Genomic DNA, 16998 nt, shown 5'->3' on the forward strand with positions numbered 1-16998 from the left:
CAAGGGGACGGAAAGACAGCGCCCCGATCGTTCCGCCGCGCGCCGCACTGAGGGCGCGCGAGAAGCGCGGCGTCGGCGTTTTTGCAGATCTCGAGTCTATTGCACGCCTCGCCCGCGCCTCCAATATACATCCAGAGGGACGCGCGCGGGCGCCGCAAAGCGGGCTCGCTACGACGCGTCGGTTCTTGGATGTCTCGCTGCGCGACGCGGGGGACGTGAGAAGAGGACGAGCGATGAATATCGAGAAGTTCACTGACCGCAGCCGCGGCTTCATTCAATCCGCCCAGACGTTGGCGATCAATTCCGATCACCAGCGCCTGACCCCCGACCACCTGCTGAAGGTTCTGCTCGACGATTCGGAGGGCTTGGCGGCCACGCTGATCCGCGCGGCCGGCGGCGATCCGAAGCGCGCGCTCTCGCTGGTCGAGACCGATCTCGGCCGTCAGCCGAAGGTGCAGGGCGGCGGCGCCAATTCGCTACATCTCGACACGGCGACAGCCAAGGCGCTGAGCCAGGCCGAGGAGCTCGCCAAAAAGAACGGCGACAGCTTCGTGACCGCCGAGATCATCCTGCTTGCGCTGGCCATGGCCGAGGGGACGCAGGCCGCCAAGACGCTTAAGGAGTCCGGCCTCAAGCCGCAGGCGCTCAATCAGGCCATTCAGGAGATGCGCAAGGGCCGCACCGCCGACACGCAAGGGGCCGAGGACAAATACGACGCGCTGAAGAAATACACGCGCGACCTGACCAAGGCGGCGCAGGACGGCAAGCTCGATCCGGTGATCGGGCGGGACGAGGAGATCCGCCGTTCCATCCAGGTTCTTTCGCGTCGGACCAAGAACAATCCCGTACTGATCGGCGAACCCGGCGTCGGCAAGACCGCCATCGTCGAAGGGTTGGCCCAGCGCATCGTCAACGGCGACGTGCCGGAGGCGTTGCGCGACAAAAAGCTCCTGGTGCTCGACCTGTCGGCGATGGTCGCGGGCTCCAAGTTCCGCGGCGAGTTCGAGGAGCGCCTGAAAGCCGTATTGGAGGAGATCGCCTCCGCCTCCTCCGGTGGAGACGGCGGCGTGGTGCTGTTCATCGACGAGCTGCACACGCTGGTCGGCGCCGGGGCGGCCGAAGGCTCGATGGACGCTTCCAACATGCTGAAGCCCGCCTTGGCGCGCGGCGAATTGCATTGCGTCGGCGCGACCACGCTCGACGAATACCGCAAGCATATCGAGAAGGACGCGGCGCTGGCGCGGCGCTTCCAGTCGGTCTTCGTCGCCGAGCCGACGGTGGAGGACACCATCTCCATCCTGCGCGGCCTGAAGGAGAAGTACGAGGTCCATCACGGCGTGCGCATCACCGACGCGGCGATCGTCTCGGCGGCGACGCTCTCCAACCGCTACATCTCCGACCGGTTCCTGCCGGACAAGGCGATCGACCTGGTCGACGAGGCGGCCTCGCGCCTGCGCATGGAGGTCGACAGCAAGCCGGAGGAGATCGACGAGCTGGACCGGCGCATCATCCAGTTGAAGATCGAGCGTGAGGCGCTGAAGAAGGAGACCGACAAGGCCTCCAAGGATCGTCTTGAGAAGTTGGAGGACGAGCTGGAGGCGCTTGAAAAGGAGAGCGCCGACCTGACCGCCTCCTGGAAGGCGGAGAAGGAAAAGCTCGCCAGCGCGTCCGAGCTGAAGGAGAAGCTGGACGCCGCCCGCATCGAATTGGATCAGGCGCAGCGCGGCGGGCGCTTCGACCGGGCGGGCGAACTCGCCTACGGCGTCATTCCGGAGCTTGAGAAGAAGCTCGCCGCCGCTGAGGAGCAGGACGGCGCCGAGCACATGCTGAACGAGGCGGTGAGCGAGCAGGACATCGCCAGCGTGGTGAGCCGCTGGACCGGCATCCCGGTCGATAAGATGCTCGAAGGCGAGCGCGAGAAGCTGGTGCGGATGGAAGGCCTGCTGGCGCGTCGCGTCGTCGGGCAGGACGAAGCGATCAAGGCGGTCGCCAACGCCGTGCGGCGCAGCCGCGCCGGGCTGCAGGACCCGAACCGGCCGATCGGCAGCTTCCTGTTCTTAGGTCCCACCGGCGTCGGCAAGACGGAGCTGACCAAGGCGCTGGCGGAATTCCTGTTCGACGACGAGACCGCGATGGTGCGCATCGACATGTCGGAGTTCATGGAAAAGCACTCCGTCAGCCGCCTGATCGGCGCGCCGCCGGGCTATGTCGGCTATGACGAAGGAGGCGCGCTGACCGAGGCCGTGCGCCGCCGGCCCTATCAGGTCGTACTGTTCGACGAGGTGGAAAAGGCCCATCCGGACGTCTTCAACGTCCTCCTCCAGGTGCTGGACGAAGGCCGCCTGACGGACGGCCAGGGCCGGACGGTCGATTTCCGCAACGTGCTGATCGTCATGACCTCCAACCTCGGCGCCGAGTATCTCGCCGGCCAGAATGAGGGCGACGACGTCGAGCAGGTGCGCGGCCAGGTGATGGAGGTGGTGCGGTCCGCCTTCCGGCCGGAGTTCCTGAACCGGCTGGACGAGTTGCTGCTGTTCCGCCGGCTCAGCCGAGACAACATGACCGGCATCGTGGAGATCCAGCTCGGCTATCTGAAGAAGCTGCTGGCCGATCGCAAGATCGCGCTGGAGCTGGACCAGAAGGCGGAGACCTGGCTCGCCGATGCGGGCTACGATCCGGTCTACGGCGCGCGGCCGCTCAAGCGGGTGATCCAGAAGAATCTGCAGAACCCGCTGGCGACCCTGATCCTGGAGGGCCGCATCAAGGACGGGGACGCGGTCAAGGTCACCGCCGACGAGACCGGCCTCGTCATCAACGGCGAGACGCTCGAGGCCGAAGCGGCCTGAGGGGGCCGCCCTGAAGCCTCGACGAGGCGCAGCCGTCAAGTCGGTTCGACGTCGATGGGGGGTCCCCGCGAAAGCGGGGGCCGTCCTCGGCTCGCTCCCTCGGTTGAGCGGGCGGTCCGAGGGCCCCGCCTTCGCGGGGGCGCCGTCTATTCCGCCAGAAACCGCTCCACCGTCTCCAGGAAGGCTTTCGGCGCCTCGGCGTGGACCCAATGCCCGGCGCCCGGAATGGTTTCGATCTCGGCGTTGGGGAACAGGCGCTCGATTTCGGCCTGATGCTGCGGGCCGATATAGTCCGAGCGCCCGCCGGCGATGAAGAGGGTCGGACCCTCGAACGGCTCGACGCCGTCGAGCGCGGGCCAATCCTCGATTTGAGGCATATTGTCGACCAGCGCGTCGAGATTGGGCTTCCAGGAGAGCGCGTCGCCGGCTGTCTCCAGATTGGTCAGCAGAAAGGCGCGCACCCCGTCGTCCGGGACCGCCGGCTTGAGCGCCGCGTCGACCTCCGAGCGCCGCGAATAGGGCGATAGGTCGAGATCGCGCAGCAGCTCCGCGTAATGGGTCAACTGCGCCGACTGGCTGGGCGCCGGCGCGATGTCGACGACGATCAGCGAGGCCAAAAGCTCAGGCCGCGAGAGCGCCAGCATCATCGCCGCCTTGCCGCCCATGGAATGGCCCAGCAGATGGACCGGCCCGCCCGCGCAGCGCGTCTCGATCAGCCGCGCGACGTCCTGCGCCATGATCGTATAATCCATCGCGGCGTCCCACGGGCTTTGCCCATGATTGCGCAGGTCGGCGGCGATCACGGACCGCGTCCGCGCGAACTGCTTTTGCAGCGCGCCCCAGTTCTTCTTGGCCCCGAACAGGCCGTGCAGGATGACAAGCGGCGGGCCGGGTCGGTCCTGACCGGCCTCGACGACGGCGAGGTCGAGCGTCATGCGAGCTCTCCTTTCCAAGCGGCGCGCCTGACGCTAGACAGGCCCCTCCCGCCCTTCAAGCCCAACCGGAGACCCGAGCCAGATGGAGCCGCTTTTCCTGACCGTCATGATCGGCGGCGCCCTGTTGGCCGGCTTCGTCTCGGGCCTGACCGGCCTGGGCACCGCCCTGATCGCGCTCAGCCTGTGGCTGCACGTGGCGGAGCCCGCCTTCGCCGTGCCGGTGGCGGCGACCATCGCGGTGGCGGCCCATGTGACGACGCTGGCTTTCGTGCGGCACGGGGTGATCTGGCCGCGGCTTCTGCCGTTCCTAGCGGGCGGACTGATCGGCATGCCGATCGGCGTGCTGCTGTTGCCGACGCTTGATCGCGAGGCGGTGAAGCTCGGCCTCGGGCTCTTTCTGCTGGCCTATTGCGCCTACGGGCTTGCGGTGCGTACGCCGCCCGTCATCCGGTGGGGCGGGCGGTCGGCGGATGCGCTGGTCGGCGTGGGCGGCGGGTTCCTGGGCGGGCTCGCCAGCCTGTCGGGTCCCTTGCCGACGATCTGGGCGGGGCTGCGCGGCTGGCCCAAGGACGAGCAGCGCGGCGTCTTTCAGCCTTTCAACCTCGCGATCCTGTTGACCGCCGCGATCGGGCACTACGCCAGCGGCCGCATCGCGCTCTCGGACGCCGGACTCGTCGCCGGCGCCGTCGGCGCCGCCATCCTCGGCGCGGGCGCCGGACTTTGGGTCTATCGCCGGGCCTCCGACGCGCAGTTCCGCCGCTATGTGCTGGGGATCCTGCTGCTCTCGGGCCTGTCGCTGGTCGGCGCGCGGGCGCTGGAGCTGCTGGGTTAAAGGTCGAACGACATCTGGTCCCGCGTCGCGGCGCGCCGCGCCGCCGCCGCGCGTTCCTTGGCGCCGCCCGTCTGTTTCAGACCGGAGCGCCGCGAGCCCAGCCGGCGCTGGATGGCGCCCGCCGCTTCGCGGTAGCCGTCGCTGCGTCGCACCCGCGCGATCTCGGAGCGGGCGAAGCGCGCCGCCTCCGTCAGATCGACGATCGGCGCCGGATAGTCCGGCGCGGCGTTCGGCGCGCGCCAGGGCTCGTGCGCCAGCTTCGGGTCCTCAAGGCGCGCAAGCTCGGGGACCCAGCGTCGGATGAAGCGCGCGTCCGGGTCGTGGTCCCAGCCTTGCTTGACGGGATTGTAGATGCGCGGCGTGTTCACGCCGGTCGTCCCCGATTGCATCTGCATCTGGCTGTAATGGATTCCCGGCTCGTAATCGGTGAACAGGCGCGCCAGATGCAGCGCCGGCTCGCGCCAATGCAGCCAGAGATGATAGGCCGCGAAGGAGGTCAGCATCGCGCGCATGCGGAAGTTGATCCAGCCGGTCTCGACCAGCATCCGCATGCAGGCGTCGACCATGGGAAAACCGGTGCGGCCCTCGGTCCACGCCTTGAAGCGCTCTGCATCGAAGGCGTCCTCGCGCATCCCGTCGAAGCCGGGATGCATGTTGCGCCATTCGATCTCGGGCGCGCTCTCGAGCTTCTGGATGAAGTGGCAATGCCAGTGCAGGCGCCCGTCCAGCGCGTTCAGGGCGGCCGGCCAAAGCCCGCGCGCCGCCGGCGGCGCATCGGCGAGGCGACGCCGCTCGACCCGCACGGCCTGCACGATCTCGCGCATCGACAGCGTGCCGTAGGCGAGATGCGCGGACAGGCGCGAACAGGCCTGCTGCGCTGTCAGCGGGCTCGACATCTCCTGATGATAGCGGGCGCCGCGACGGCTGAGAAAGCTTCCCAGGAGATCGAGGCCCGCGGCGCGTCCGCCCGGCTGCCGGCCAGGGCAGGGAGCGTCGGCCGACAGCCCCGGCGGGCGGTCCGGGATCGTCCCGGGATCGATCTCGCCCGGGAGCGGCGGCAGAACGGCCGGCGCCTCGGCCTTGGGCGCGCCCATCATCCGCTCCCAGTGCGCGGCCCAGCCGTCGCGATCCTTGAGACCGCGCAAGACGCCGAACTGGCGATGTTCGCGCAGGGGAATCCCGCGGTCCCGCGCCCACGCGCGCACCTGATCGTCGCGCGCGAAGGTCCAACCGCTCCCGGTCTCCTCATGCGCGTGGATCGCCGCGACGCCGATCGTGTCGGCCAGCGCCTGAAAAATTTCGAGGACCGACCCGATGCGCACGACCAGCGGGACCCCAAGCGCCGCGAAGGCGACGCGCGCCTCCTGCAGACTTTCGCGCAGGAAATCCCAATGCCGGCCGGATCGATCGGGCTCGGCCCACAGCTCCGGCTCGATCACGTAAAGCGGAAGGACGGGCGCGGCCTCGTCCGCCGCGCGCGCGGCGGCGGCGAGCGCGGCATGATCCTCGACCCGCAGGTCGCGTTTGAGCCAGAGCAGGGTGACGGGCATGACGGACCTCAATACGCGGCGCGCGGCGGCTCAGATTGACAGGTTGCGCCTCGGGGGCTATCGCCAAGCGCATCGACGGCCGCACCGGCCCGCCCGCCCCCTTGTCGGAGCACGCGTCCCTATGGCGAAGGATCCCGTCCTCACTGTAATCGGCCTCGGCTATGTCGGGCTGCCGCTGGCCGTCGCGCTGGCCCGGCGTTTCGAGGTGATGGGCTACGACATCGACGAGACGCGCCTGGAGCAGCTGCGCGAGGGCCGCGACCGCACGGGCGAACTGAGCCGGGGCGAGTTGCTGGACAGCCGGCTGGAATATGTCTCGGACCCTGCGGCCTTGAAAGAGGCCGACATCTTCATCGTGACGGTCCCGACGCCCGTCGGCCCGGACAACAAGCCCGACCTGCGCGCGGTGGAGAGCGCGTCGCGCTTCGTGGGCGGGCTCATCGGCCTCGGGTCGATCGTGGTCTATGAGAGCACGGTCTATCCCGGCTGCACGGAGGATTTCTGCGGCCCGATCCTGGAGGCGGAATCGGGCCTGATCTCGGGCCAGGACTTCTATCTCGGCTATTCGCCCGAGCGCATCAATCCGGGCGACAAGGTCCACCGCGTCGACAGCATCACCAAGGTCGTCGCCGGCCAGACCGAGAAGGTCGCGCGCCTCCTCGCCCAGGTCTACGGCGCCATGAACGGCGACGACGTCTTCGTCGCGCGCGACATCCGCACCGCCGAAGCCTCCAAGGTCATCGAGAACGCCCAGCGCGACATCAACATCGCCTTCGTGAACGAGATCGCGCAGATCTTCGGCAAGATGGGCCTCTCGGTCTATGACGTGCTGGAGGCGGCGGGGACGAAGTGGAACTTCCTGCCCTTCACGCCGGGCTTGGTGGGCGGCCACTGCATCGGGGTCGATCCTTACTACCTCGCCTACGCGGCGGAGAAGATCGGCGTCGACCCGCAGGTGATCCTGGCCGGCCGGCGGATCAACGACGGCATGGCCGCCGCCATCGCCGGGCGGCTGGACGCCGACCTGCCGCGCGGCGCGCGCTTGCTGATGTTGGGCTTCACCTTCAAGGAGAACGTCCCCGACATCCGCAACACCAAGGTGATCGACCTGGTGCGCGCGCTGGAGGGGCTGGGTCACAGCGTCGACGTTTACGATCCCGTCGCCGACGCGGGAGAGATCCGCCATGAGTACGGGCTGGACGTGATCGACGCGCCGGAACTCGCCTACGACGCCGTCGTCGGCGCCGTCCCGCATACGGGCTTCGCGGAACTGCCGCTGCGCGGCCTCGTGAAGCCGGGCGGCCTCGTCGCCGACATCAAGGGCGTGTGGCGCAAGCGCTCGATACCGGAAGGGCTGGTCTACTGGACGCTGTGAGCCGCGAGGGGGTTTCCGGCTATCCCACCAGCACCCCCGCCCGCATGGCGGAGACCAGCAGGCCCAGGAAGAAGTCGCCGGCGACGAGGGCGACGGCGACCCCGACATTCAGGTCGAAGATCTTGCGCGCCAGCCGGATGCGGAACAGCAGAATCCAGAACATCAGCGCGACGCCGGGCAGCCCCATGGTGCCGTCCGTCACCCCGAACACCGCGGCAAGCCCCGTCGCGATGACGGTGATCGGGATGACGGTCCAGTTGTAGGCGCTGATATAGCGGGCGTAGGATTCCGGTTTCTGCAGCAGATCCGCGATCATCACCATGGCGAGCGGCCAGTAGACCACATCGATCGCGTAGGCCGACAATTCGGTGATCAGCCGCGGCAGCAAGGGCGCTTGATCGACGACGGTGCCCGCATCGCGCATCAGCGTGATCCAAAGGCTGAGCGGCAGCACCAGGATCGGCGCCCAGAAGCTCTTGACCGCGTCCGACATCTCGTCGCCGAACCGCTCCAACTGCTTCTCGTCGAAGGTCAGGAACAGCTTGAAGGCGGCTTGAGTGCGCGCGACGATTTCAGCGGCGGAGACCGGCGGCAACATCTTCGTCGTCGTCTCCTCCCGTTTGCGCAAAAGGCCCCGACGGACCGTCAGGCGCGCGCGAAATAGCCCTCGATCACGCGGCGGTAGATGCGCGTCAGCGCCTCCAGATCGGCCACGGCGACCCGTTCGTCCACCTTATGCATGGTCTGTCCGACCAGCCCGAAATCCACCACCATGGGACAATAGTCTTTGATGAAGCGGCTGTCGGACGTCCCGCCGGTGGTGCTGAGCTCGCAGTCGAGGCCGGTCTCGGCCTTAGCCGCCTCCCCGAGCAGGTCGGACAGGAGGCCCGGCGGGGTCAGAAAGCTCTCGCCCGAGACTCGCACCTCGAAATCGTAACGCGCGCCGTCGCCGGCCGCGTCGGCGAGGACGGCGCGCAGGCGCTCCTCGAGCTCGGCCCCGGTGTGCAGATCGTTGAAGCGGATATTGAAGACCGCCGCCGCCCGTCCCGGCACGATGTTGGTCGCCGGATTGCCGACGTCGATGGTGGAGATCGCGAGCGTCGAGGGCTGGAAATGCTCCGAGCCCTGATCGAGCTCAATTTCCAACAGCGCGTTCAGCATGCGGGTCAGCCGATGGGCTGCGTTGTCCGCCAGATGGACGTAACCGGTATGGCCTTGGACGCCGTGCACCGTCAGGAAGCCGTTCAGGCTGCCGCGCCGGCCGATCTTCATCATCTCGCCGAGGCGCTTTGGGTTCGTCGGCTCGCCGGTGATGCAGGCGTCGATCCGCTCGCCCCGCTCGGCCAGCGCCGGCAGCATCTTCTTCGTGCCGTTGATCGAAGGGCCTTCTTCGTCGCCGGTGATCAGCAGGCTGATCGACCCGCGGCCCGGCCCTTCGCGCCCGTCGCCCAGATAATCGGCGACGGCGGAGACGAAACAGGCGATCGCGCCCTTCATGTCGCTCGCCCCGCGGCCGTAGAGGACGCCGTCGATCACCTCGGCGGCGAACGGATCGACGGTCCAGCTGTCGCGGTGTCCGACCGGCACCACGTCGGTGTGCCCGGCGAAGCAGAGATTGGGCCCGTCGGCGCCGAGCCGGGCGTAGAGATTGTCGACCCGGTCGGTCCCCGCCTCCTCGAACGGCAGGCGCGTGCAGTCGAAGCCGAGGCCGGCCAGCACCTCTTCCAGCAGGTCCAGCGCGCCGCCTTCGGCCGGCGTCACGCTTTCGCAGCGGATCAGGTCGCGGGCGAGCGCGAGCGGATCGATCGGGGCGGTCTCTTGGCGGTTCACAGCGTCGGGCATGACAGTGACTATAGGGCGCTCACCGGTCCCCGTCAGGTGCGCAGCAACTCGGTGATCGAGGTTTTCGAGCGCGTGCGGTCGTCGACCCGCTTCACGATCACGGCGCAGTAGAGGCCGGGGCCGGGCGAGCCGTCGGGCAGCGGCTTGCCGGGCGTGGTTCCAGGAACCACCACGGCGTTCGACGGCACGCGGCCCATATGCACTTCGCCGGTCTCGCGGTCGATGATCTTGGTCGAGGCGCCGATATAGACGCCCATCGAGAGCACTGCGCCGGCCTCTACGATGACCCCCTCTGCGACCTCGGCGCGCGCGCCGATGAAGGCGCCGTCCTCGATGATGACCGGCCCGGCCTGCAGCGGCTCCAGCACGCCGCCGATGCCTGCGCCGCCGGAAAGATGAACGTTCTTGCCGATCTGCGCGCACGAGCCGACGGTCGCCCAGGTGTCGACCATCGTTCCCTCATCGACATAGGCGCCGAGATTGACGAAGCTCGGCATCAGCACGACGCCCTTGGCGATGAAGGCGCTGCGGCGCACGACGCAATTGGGCACCGCGCGGAAGCCGGCGGCGCGGAACTCCGTCTCGCCCCAGCCGGAGAACTTGCTAGGCACCTTGTCCCACCAGTTGGCGTCGCCCCCCGGGCCGCCGGCGATGGTCGTCATGTCGTTCAGGCGGAAGGAGAGCAGCACCGCCTTCTTGAGCCACTGATTGACGCGCCAGCCGTCCGCGTCCTTCTCCGCGACGCGGGCCTTGCCGGAATCGAGCAGCGTCAGCGCCTCTTCGACCGCCTCGCGGATTTCGCCGCCGGTCTTCGCGGAAATCTCGCCGATCTTATTGTCGAAGGCGTCGTCGATCGTCGCCTGAAGATCCTCATGGGCCATGTCGCTCTCCCTCGTGCTGCGCGCCGTCGTCTCGTTAAGGCGCGCGCACTCTACCCGGGCCGCCGCCCCGGTCAAGCGAGCGCGCGGCCGGAAAGGCCGGGATTGCGACGTCTGGGCGTGGTCGCTACTTCGCGACCACCACCGTGCAGGGCGCCAGCGAGGAGACCTTGTGGCTGACCGAGCCGAGCAGCGCCGCCTCCATGTCGCCGAGGCCGCGACCGCCGATGACGATCGCGTCCGACTTGTTGCGCTTGGCGAAGTCGACGATCGTCCGGGCGGGCTGACCTTCCAGAACGACGGTCTCCACCTTGGTCATGCCCTTCGCCAACGCGCGCTTCTTGGCCTCGGCCAAGACGCCTTCGGTCATTGGCTCAAGCACATAGGTGGCCTCGCCTTTCAGGCTTTCGTTTTCGAAGAATTCGCGCAGTTTCGGCGTCAATTTAACCGCCTTGGCGACGGTCAGAATGGTGAGCTTGGCGTCGAATTTCTGAGCCAGTTCGCTCGCCGTCTCAGCCGCGCGCAGCGAATGTTCCGAACCGTCGACCGCGCAGACGATGGACTTGAACATGATCTTCCCCCTTGGCGCCCCTGATGGCCTTCACTCTACCCGTCTTGCTTTCACGGACGCCAGAGGCTTTCTGTCCCGAATGCGCCGGTTTGCGCCCGGTTCGACCGGCTCTTCGCCCAAGATCGCTTGCGCGGGCGCGAATCCGAGACTAGGTAAGCCGTCATGCAACAGCCCGTGCGCATCGCCCCGTCGATCCTCTCGGCCGACTTCGCCAAGTTGGGGGAAGAGGTGCGCGCCATCGACGAAGCCGGGGCGGACTACATCCATATCGACGTGATGGACGGCCATTTCGTCCCCAATATCACGATCGGCCCGGCGGTGGTGAAGGCGTTGCGCGCGCACAGCCCGAAACCCTTCGACTGCCATTTGATGATCGCGCCGGCCGACCCCTATCTCGAGGCCTTCGCGGAGGCCGGCGCTGACGTGATCTCGATCCATCCGGAGGCGGGGCCGCATCTCCATCGCTCGCTTCAGACGATTCGCGCGCTCGGCAAGAAGGCGGGCGTGGTCTTGAATCCGGCGACGCCGGCGGAGGCGATCGCGCACGTCATGGATTTAGTGGATTTGGTCCTGGTGATGTCGGTCAATCCGGGCTTCGGCGGGCAGAGCTTTATCGAGACCGCCCTGCCCAAGATCGAGCGCCTGCGCGCGCTGATTGAGGAGACCGGCCGCGCGATCGATCTGGAGGTCGACGGCGGCGTGAATTTCGACACGGCGCCGCGCTGCATCGCGGCCGGCGCCGACGTTCTGGTCGCAGGCAGCGCCACCTTCAAGGGCGGCGCCGAGGCCTATGCGGCCAATATCGCGCGCCTGCGCGGCGCCTGCTGAATCGCGAACGAGGACGGGTCGACGCGATGGACGACGATCCCTCGCCCCCCAGCCCCTTCTGGTCCGGCCTGAAGTACGGCGCGGTTAAGCTCGCGCGCGGAACCGGTCTTTACGGCGCAACGCTGGCCGGCCGACGCGCGCCGCCTCCAAACGTCGCGCCGCCCGATCCCTTCGCGGGCGACCCCGATCGCGGGCGCCAGATCCTGGAAGGCGCTTTCGCCTTCGCGGGCGAGCGGATCGCCCAAGCCCGCAACCCTTGGACGGCCATCGGCGCCGGGCGCGGCTGGTTGGAGACGGCGAACGGCTTCGACTGGCTGCGCGACCTCGCCGCGCACGGCGGAGCGGAGGCGCAGGCCCGCGCGCAGAGCCTGACGGCCGACTGGATCGCCGCGGACCACGCCGGAAAGCTCGAAGGCGACGCGATCGCATGGCGCGCGGACGTCGCCGGGCGGCGGGTCTGGTCATGGATCGTGCGCTACGGCTGGTTGAGCGAAGGCGCGGGAGACGAGGCGACGGCCGCCCTGCTCGACAGCCTTGGCCGCCAGGTCCGCCACCTGGACCGTGTCGCGGGCCAAGAAGGTCTCGACGCGGGCCGCCTTGTGGGGATCATGGGCTACGTCGTCGCGACGCTGTGCCTGCCGAACTGGGCGGAGGAGCGGCGCGGCGCTTTCGGCCTGCTGGTGGAGGAGCTGGAGCGCGCCATTCTGCCCGACGGCTGCCACGCGACCCGCAGTCCGCGCCTTCAGGTGGAGGTGCTGCGGGACCTAACGGCCCTGCGCGAGGTGTTTCGAAGCGCCCAGGTCGAAACCCCGCACGCGCTGCAGAGCGCGATCGACAAGATGGCTCCGATGGTGCGCTTCTTCCGGCATGGCGACGGCGGGCTGGCCTTGTTCAACGACAGCCGCGAAGGCGATGCGGCGGAGATCGACAGCGTGCTGGCGCTCGCCGACGCGCGCGGCCGCCCTCCGAAACGCGCCCCTCACGGCGGGTTCGAGCGGCTGGCGGCGGCGCGCATGACGGTGCTGGTGGACGTCGGCGCGCCGCCGGCGGCCCCCTATGACGGTTGCGCCCATGCGGGCGCGCTGTCGCTGGAGGTCAGCGCCGGCCAGGAACGCCTGATCGTGAACTGCGGCGCCTCGCTTCGGCCGGACGGCGATTGGTCCTCAGCCCAGCGCGCGACAGCCGCGCATTCGACGCTGGGGATCGACGACACCAATAGCTCCGAAATCCTCCCCAAGACAGCGCGCGTCGGCAGACGCCGCGCCCGGACCGAGGTCGAGCGCCGCGAGGCGGACGACAATTTCTGGCTCGAGGCGTCGCATGACGGTTACTGGAAAGGGATCGGGGCGCAGGTGCGTCGCCGGCTGTTCCTGGCGGCCGGCGGCGACGATCTGCGCGGGGAGGACGCGATCGAGGGGGGCGACGGCGCCCCCTTCACCATCCGCTTCCACCTGCATCCGAAAATCCAGGTTTCGCTGCTGCACAATCACACGGCCGCCCTGTTGCGGACGCCCTCCGGACAAGGCTGGCGGCTGCGCGCGGCCGGCGCGGACATGGCGCTGACGGACAGCGTCTATCTCGGCCGCGGGGAGGGCAAACGCAGCCAGCAGATCATCCTGACCGGGGTTGTGGGTCCGGAAGGCGCCGCCGTCAAATGGGCGCTGCAGCGCGAGGCGAAGAAGGGATAGAGCCGAATCGCGGTCGTCTTGGACGCGACCCGCAGCGGTCAGGGCGGCGCTGCGGCGCTCCCGGTCGCAGCGCTTAACGGCTCCGCGGGCGCGAAGGGCTCGAACCCTGCGGGAACGCCGAATCCGAGATCGACCGGGGTGAGTTCGGTCAACCGATCGCGCCAGCTCAGCGCGCACATAACCTCGGGCCCGAAAACGCCCACTTCCTCGCGCGTGTCGACTTGGCTCATTACTTGAAGGCGCCCGCGCTCGCCGCAGAGCATCGGCAGGGTCAGGTAGCGGGTCATGCGGACCCGCCCGTCGCGGCCGTACTCCTCCGAGGCGATCAGCGTGCCGCAGGGATGGCTGTTGAGCCGATGCAGCCAGCGTCGGCAATAGTCGGCGGCGTGCTCGTCGAGATGGTCGATATAATTCTCGCCGAGCGAGGCGGACCCCAGACGCGCAAGCTCCGCCGCGCCGGACACGCGGTAGCGGATGTCGTCCGGCGGATCCACCCACTCCAAGAAATGCACGTAATCGAGAATCGGTCCGAGGCGCGCCGGCGTCAGCGCCGCGCGATCCGGCAGCCGTTCGCCCTCGCGCCGCATAGCCCGCCAACAGGCGACCAACGGGGCGAAGACCCCCTCAGCGACAGCGTCCAGTTGATAGATCACGGCTCCCCACCGAACCCCCTCCTGGTTCGCGTCGGAGTTTAAGCGGACCGATGAATAAGCGCAATGGCTGCGTCTGGGTTGTAGGTCGTCGCCGACTCAATCGCGCCAGATCTTGGCTCCTGAGCCCGGCAGACCGAGATCGCCCCAGATGCGGTCGATCTTGTCGACCACGTCCTGGTCCATGCGGATCTTCTCGCCCCATTCGCGTTTCGTCTCGGGCGGCTGTTTGTTGGTGGCGTCGAGGCCGATCTTTGAGCCGAGTCCGCTTTCAGGGCTCGCGAAATCCAGATAGTCGATCGGCGTATTCTCGATCACCGTGATGTCGCGCGCCGGGTCCATGCGCGTCGACATCGCCCAGATCACGTCGTCCCAACTGCGTGCGTCGACGTCGTCGTCCACGACGATCACCCATTTGGTGTACATGAACTGGCGCAGATAGGACCACGCGCCCAGCATCACCCGTTTAGCGTGGCCGGGATAGGCTTTCTTCATCGAGATCACGGCGACGCGGTAGCTGCACCCTTCCGGGGGCAGCCAGAAATCGACGATCTCGGGGAATTGCTGCTGCAGGAGAGGGATGAAGACCTCGTTCAACGCCTCGCCCAGGATCGAGGGCTCGTCCGGCGGCCGGCCGGTGAAGGTTGAGAGATAGATCGGCTTCTTGCGCATCGTGATCGCACTAACCCGGAAGACCGGGAAGGATTCCACCGAATTGTAGTAGCCGGTGTGGTCGCCGTAGGGTCCTTCCTCGCCGTGCTCGTCCAGCATGACGTGGCCTTCGATCACGATCTCGGCCTCGGCCGGGACCTTCAGCGGCACCGTCTTGCAGTCGACCAGATCGACCTTGCGCCCGCGCAGCAGGCCGGCGAATTGGTACTCGCTAAGCGTATCGGGGACCGGCGTCACCGCGGCCAGGATCGTGCCGGGATCGGCGCCGAGGACGGCCGCCGCCGGCAGCGGCTCCGGCCGGCTTTCCTTCCAGCGCCGATAGTGCTGCGCCCCGCCGCGATGCTTGAGCCACCGCATCAGGGTCGTGTCCCGCCCTGTCACCTGCATGCGGTAGATGCCGAGATTAAAGGCGTCCTGCTTGTCGCCTTTCGGATCCGGCCCGCGCGTCACCACCAGCGGCCAAGTGATCAGCGGCGCGGGCTCCCCCGGCCAGCAGGTCTGCACCGGCAGTCGGTTCAGGTCGACGTCGTCGCCCTTTAGGACCACTTCATGCACAGGCGCGGTGCGCGTCGTACGAGGCTTCATCGCCATCACGGTCTTGAGCAAGGGCAGCATGTCCCACGCCTCGCGGAAGCCGCCCGGCGGCTCCGGCTGACGCAGGAAGGCGAGCGTCTCACCCACCTCGCGTAGCTGGTGCGGTTCGCGCTCCATGCCCCAGGCGACCCGCTCGACCGAGCCGAACAGGTTCACCAGCACCGGGATGTCGGAGGCCGCGCCGTCCGCGCGCACCGGCTTCTCGAACAGCACCGCCGGCCCGCGCTCGGCCAGCAGGCGCGTCTGGATCTCCGTCATCTCCAGGACCGTCGAGACGGGATGCGAGACCCGCACAAGACGGCCCTCCCGCTCCAGGCGGTCCATGAAGTCGCGTAAGGATGTGTAGGGCATCGGGCTCCCCGTTCGTCGCGCCGGTCACTTCGCCTATCCCGTTACGCACGCCCGGGCAAGGCGGATCGGGCCTTGGACTTCGGCCGGGCGTCGGGATAGAACGGGTGCCCATCGCCTCCCCCTTCGTGGGGGGAGGTTGGAAGGGGGTGCGATTTCCGAGCCGGAAATCGACCCGGCGTTCTGCGCCGGGATTTTCACGCGCCTTGCGGCGCCCACCCTCTCCCCGACCCTCTCCCATGAAGGGAGAGGGAGGCGCTTGAACGAGGATGTGAGAGATGGCGGAACAGTACTGGGTGGCCGGCGGGATTTACACCGACACCAGCTTCTCCGAGCTCGAACCGGGGACGAAGGAGACGCGGCTCGGCCCCTTCTCGACCTATGACGAGGCCAAGGCCGTCTGGCGCGCCAAGGCGATGGAGACCGTGGACGAAGCCTACGCCCGGTTCCATATCGAGCGGGAGAAGCACGACCAGTTCTTCGTGGTCGGCGGCGAGTACACCGACACCGACTTCCAGGCGATCAAGCCCGGCACCGAAGAACGCCTCGGCCCGTATGCGAGCTACGAGGAGGCCGAGCGGGTCTGGAAACAGAAAAGCATGGCCGCGATCGACGACGCCTATGTCCGATACCGCATCGACCAGCAGTGACGGCGCAAGCGGGGACGAAGCCGCGCTGGCGCATCTGCTCCATCGCGCGCGCAATTACCCCTACGCTGCGCCGGAACACTCCTATCTCTACGCCGAGGACGGGATCCGCGCCTTCGATGCGGCCGCGCGCGACGGGCGCACGCCGGTCCTCGCCATCGGCTCCAACCGCGCGCCGGAACGCCTCAAACAGAAGTTCGGCCACGCCGCCCATCACGTCATCCCGGTGCAGCGCGCGCGCCTGCACCATTTCGACGTGGTCTATTCCGCGCACATCACAAGCTACGGCGCGGCCCCTGCGATGCTTCAGGCCTCGCCCGGGACGGCGGCGGAGATCTGGGTCACCTGGCTCGACGACGAACAGCTCGCCATCATGCATGAGACCGAGCGCGGCGCGGCCAACTACCATTACGCCGAACTGCCGGGTGTGAAGCTGCAGATGGAGGACGGGCGGGTCGAGCGCTCGGCCTACGCCTACGTCTCCACTCGCGGCCATTATCTGCATCAGGGCAAGCCGTTGGCCTTGGCGGACGTGCCGGCGACGGGCCGTCGCTTTGCGGCGGCCCGGACAGGCGACGCGCTGGAGCATGTCCGCGCGCGGGTCGGCGCCTCGGCGCTCGATCCCGACTCCTTCGTGGTGAAGCTGGTGCAGGACGCGGCCTACCGCCGCGGCGTGACAGAGCGCATCGCCGAAGACGCGGTCCCGCTGCAGCATCCCTATCGGATCATCGAGGAGGGGTAG

The 16998-nt window shown here is 68.1% G+C and carries 15 protein-coding genes; 7 read left to right on the top strand and 8 right to left on the bottom strand.

Features of this window, described 5'->3' with window-relative positions; all coding sequences use genetic code 11:
- The first annotated feature begins 233 nt into the window (after positions 1 to 233).
- Entirely contained in the window at positions 234 to 2846 is a 2613-nt protein-coding gene (gene clpB, locus RIB45_RS03345) for an ATP-dependent chaperone ClpB (RefSeq protein WP_350048761.1), read from the top strand.
- Positions 2847 to 2992: 146 nt separating this feature from the next.
- Here the strand turns inward: clpB and RIB45_RS03350 are convergent, their stop codons facing one another.
- Positions 2993 to 3781: an alpha/beta fold hydrolase gene (locus RIB45_RS03350; RefSeq protein ID WP_350048763.1), complete on the bottom strand. Its 789-nt coding sequence runs from the start codon at positions 3779 to 3781 to the stop codon at positions 2993 to 2995.
- Positions 3782 to 3863: 82 nt separating this feature from the next.
- Between RIB45_RS03350 and RIB45_RS03355 the strand changes: the two genes are divergently transcribed.
- On the top strand, positions 3864 to 4613 hold the full coding sequence (locus RIB45_RS03355) for a sulfite exporter TauE/SafE family protein (RefSeq protein WP_350048765.1): 750 nt from the start codon (positions 3864 to 3866) through the stop codon (positions 4611 to 4613).
- On the opposite strand, the gene RIB45_RS03360 is transcribed toward RIB45_RS03355, so the two are convergent.
- Positions 4610 to 6163 carry an FAD-binding domain-containing protein gene (locus RIB45_RS03360; protein WP_350048767.1) on the bottom strand — a complete coding sequence of 518 codons (1554 nt, stop codon included), beginning with the start codon at positions 6161 to 6163 and terminating at the stop codon, positions 4610 to 4612. The genes RIB45_RS03355 and RIB45_RS03360 overlap by 4 nt on opposite strands.
- Positions 6164 to 6284: 121 nt before the next feature.
- On the opposite strand from RIB45_RS03360, the gene RIB45_RS03365 reads away from it, so the two are divergent.
- Positions 6285 to 7538 (top strand): nucleotide sugar dehydrogenase, encoded by a 1254-nt coding sequence (locus RIB45_RS03365; protein WP_350048769.1) that lies wholly within the window; start codon positions 6285 to 6287, stop codon positions 7536 to 7538.
- Positions 7539 to 7557: 19 nt separating this feature from the next.
- On the opposite strand, the gene RIB45_RS03370 is transcribed toward RIB45_RS03365, so the two are convergent.
- The 4 genes from RIB45_RS03370 to RIB45_RS03385 all read right to left on the bottom strand — a co-directional run bounded on the left by RIB45_RS03370 (position 7558) and on the right by RIB45_RS03385 (position 10829).
- Complete coding sequence (locus RIB45_RS03370) at positions 7558 to 8136, bottom strand: hypothetical protein (protein WP_350048771.1); 579 nt, start codon at positions 8134 to 8136, stop codon at positions 7558 to 7560.
- 47 nt (positions 8137 to 8183) lie between these two features.
- Positions 8184 to 9380 carry a succinyl-diaminopimelate desuccinylase gene (gene dapE / locus RIB45_RS03375; RefSeq protein ID WP_350048773.1) on the bottom strand — a complete coding sequence of 399 codons (1197 nt, stop codon included), beginning with the start codon at positions 9378 to 9380 and terminating at the stop codon, positions 8184 to 8186.
- A 32-nt stretch (positions 9381 to 9412) separates the two neighbouring features.
- Positions 9413 to 10261: a 2,3,4,5-tetrahydropyridine-2,6-dicarboxylate N-succinyltransferase gene (dapD, locus tag RIB45_RS03380; protein ID WP_350048775.1), complete on the bottom strand. Its 849-nt coding sequence runs from the start codon at positions 10259 to 10261 to the stop codon at positions 9413 to 9415.
- 124 nt (positions 10262 to 10385) lie between these two features.
- The gene (locus tag RIB45_RS03385; RefSeq protein ID WP_350048777.1) at positions 10386 to 10829 is read right to left on the bottom strand and encodes a universal stress protein; all 444 of its coding nucleotides are present in this window, start codon (positions 10827 to 10829) and stop codon (positions 10386 to 10388) included.
- A gap of 162 nt (positions 10830 to 10991) precedes the next feature.
- On the opposite strand from RIB45_RS03385, the gene rpe reads away from it, so the two are divergent.
- Entirely contained in the window at positions 10992 to 11657 is a 666-nt protein-coding gene (gene rpe, locus RIB45_RS03390; protein ID WP_350048779.1) for a ribulose-phosphate 3-epimerase, read from the top strand.
- Between the two features lie 26 nt (positions 11658 to 11683).
- Positions 11684 to 13345: a heparinase II/III family protein gene (locus tag RIB45_RS03395; protein ID WP_350048781.1), complete on the top strand. Its 1662-nt coding sequence runs from the start codon at positions 11684 to 11686 to the stop codon at positions 13343 to 13345.
- 38 nt (positions 13346 to 13383) lie between these two features.
- On the opposite strand, the gene RIB45_RS03400 is transcribed toward RIB45_RS03395, so the two are convergent.
- On the bottom strand, positions 13384 to 13998 hold the full coding sequence (locus tag RIB45_RS03400; protein ID WP_350048783.1) for a PAS domain-containing protein: 615 nt from the start codon (positions 13996 to 13998) through the stop codon (positions 13384 to 13386).
- Positions 13999 to 14094: 96 nt separating this feature from the next.
- Positions 14095 to 15612, bottom strand: coding sequence for a UbiD family decarboxylase (locus RIB45_RS03405; RefSeq protein WP_350048785.1), 1518 nt, complete (start codon positions 15610 to 15612; stop codon positions 14095 to 14097).
- 275 nt (positions 15613 to 15887) lie between these two features.
- Between RIB45_RS03405 and RIB45_RS03410 the strand changes: the two genes are divergently transcribed.
- The gene (locus RIB45_RS03410) at positions 15888 to 16259 is read left to right on the top strand and encodes a DUF4170 domain-containing protein (protein WP_350048787.1); all 372 of its coding nucleotides are present in this window, start codon (positions 15888 to 15890) and stop codon (positions 16257 to 16259) included.
- Positions 16231 to 16998 (top strand): hypothetical protein, encoded by a 768-nt coding sequence (locus tag RIB45_RS03415; RefSeq protein WP_350048789.1) that lies wholly within the window; start codon positions 16231 to 16233, stop codon positions 16996 to 16998. Before RIB45_RS03410 ends, RIB45_RS03415 begins: the two co-directional genes overlap by 29 nt.

It is taken from the genome of Marivibrio sp. (genome assembly GCF_040218065.1).
GTDB lineage: Bacteria > Pseudomonadota > Alphaproteobacteria > UBA8366 > Aestuariispiraceae > Marivibrio.

What these genes read in the sequence shown, in the direction of transcription:
- rpe (WP_350048779.1), top strand. Translation starts at nt 10,992, where the DNA reads ATGCAACAGCCCGTGCGCATCGCCCCGTCGATCCTCTCGGCCGACTTC.
- RIB45_RS03405 (WP_350048785.1), bottom strand. Translation starts at nt 15,612, where the DNA reads ATGCCCTACACATCCTTACGCGACTTCATGGACCGCCTGGAGCGGGAG.
- RIB45_RS03415 (WP_350048789.1), top strand. Translation starts at nt 16,231, where the DNA reads ATGTCCGATACCGCATCGACCAGCAGTGACGGCGCAAGCGGGGACGAA.
- RIB45_RS03370 (WP_350048771.1), bottom strand. Translation starts at nt 8,136, where the DNA reads ATGTTGCCGCCGGTCTCCGCCGCTGAAATCGTCGCGCGCACTCAAGCC.
- dapE (WP_350048773.1), bottom strand. Translation starts at nt 9,380, where the DNA reads ATGCCCGACGCTGTGAACCGCCAAGAGACCGCCCCGATCGATCCGCTC.
- RIB45_RS03385 (WP_350048777.1), bottom strand. Translation starts at nt 10,829, where the DNA reads ATGTTCAAGTCCATCGTCTGCGCGGTCGACGGTTCGGAACATTCGCTG.
- RIB45_RS03360 (WP_350048767.1), bottom strand. Translation starts at nt 6,163, where the DNA reads ATGCCCGTCACCCTGCTCTGGCTCAAACGCGACCTGCGGGTCGAGGAT.
- RIB45_RS03395 (WP_350048781.1), top strand. Translation starts at nt 11,684, where the DNA reads ATGGACGACGATCCCTCGCCCCCCAGCCCCTTCTGGTCCGGCCTGAAG.
- RIB45_RS03350 (WP_350048763.1), bottom strand. Translation starts at nt 3,781, where the DNA reads ATGACGCTCGACCTCGCCGTCGTCGAGGCCGGTCAGGACCGACCCGGC.
- RIB45_RS03410 (WP_350048787.1), top strand. Translation starts at nt 15,888, where the DNA reads ATGGCGGAACAGTACTGGGTGGCCGGCGGGATTTACACCGACACCAGC.
- clpB (WP_350048761.1), top strand. Translation starts at nt 234, where the DNA reads ATGAATATCGAGAAGTTCACTGACCGCAGCCGCGGCTTCATTCAATCC.
- dapD (WP_350048775.1), bottom strand. Translation starts at nt 10,261, where the DNA reads ATGGCCCATGAGGATCTTCAGGCGACGATCGACGACGCCTTCGACAAT.
- RIB45_RS03355 (WP_350048765.1), top strand. Translation starts at nt 3,864, where the DNA reads ATGGAGCCGCTTTTCCTGACCGTCATGATCGGCGGCGCCCTGTTGGCC.
- RIB45_RS03365 (WP_350048769.1), top strand. Translation starts at nt 6,285, where the DNA reads ATGGCGAAGGATCCCGTCCTCACTGTAATCGGCCTCGGCTATGTCGGG.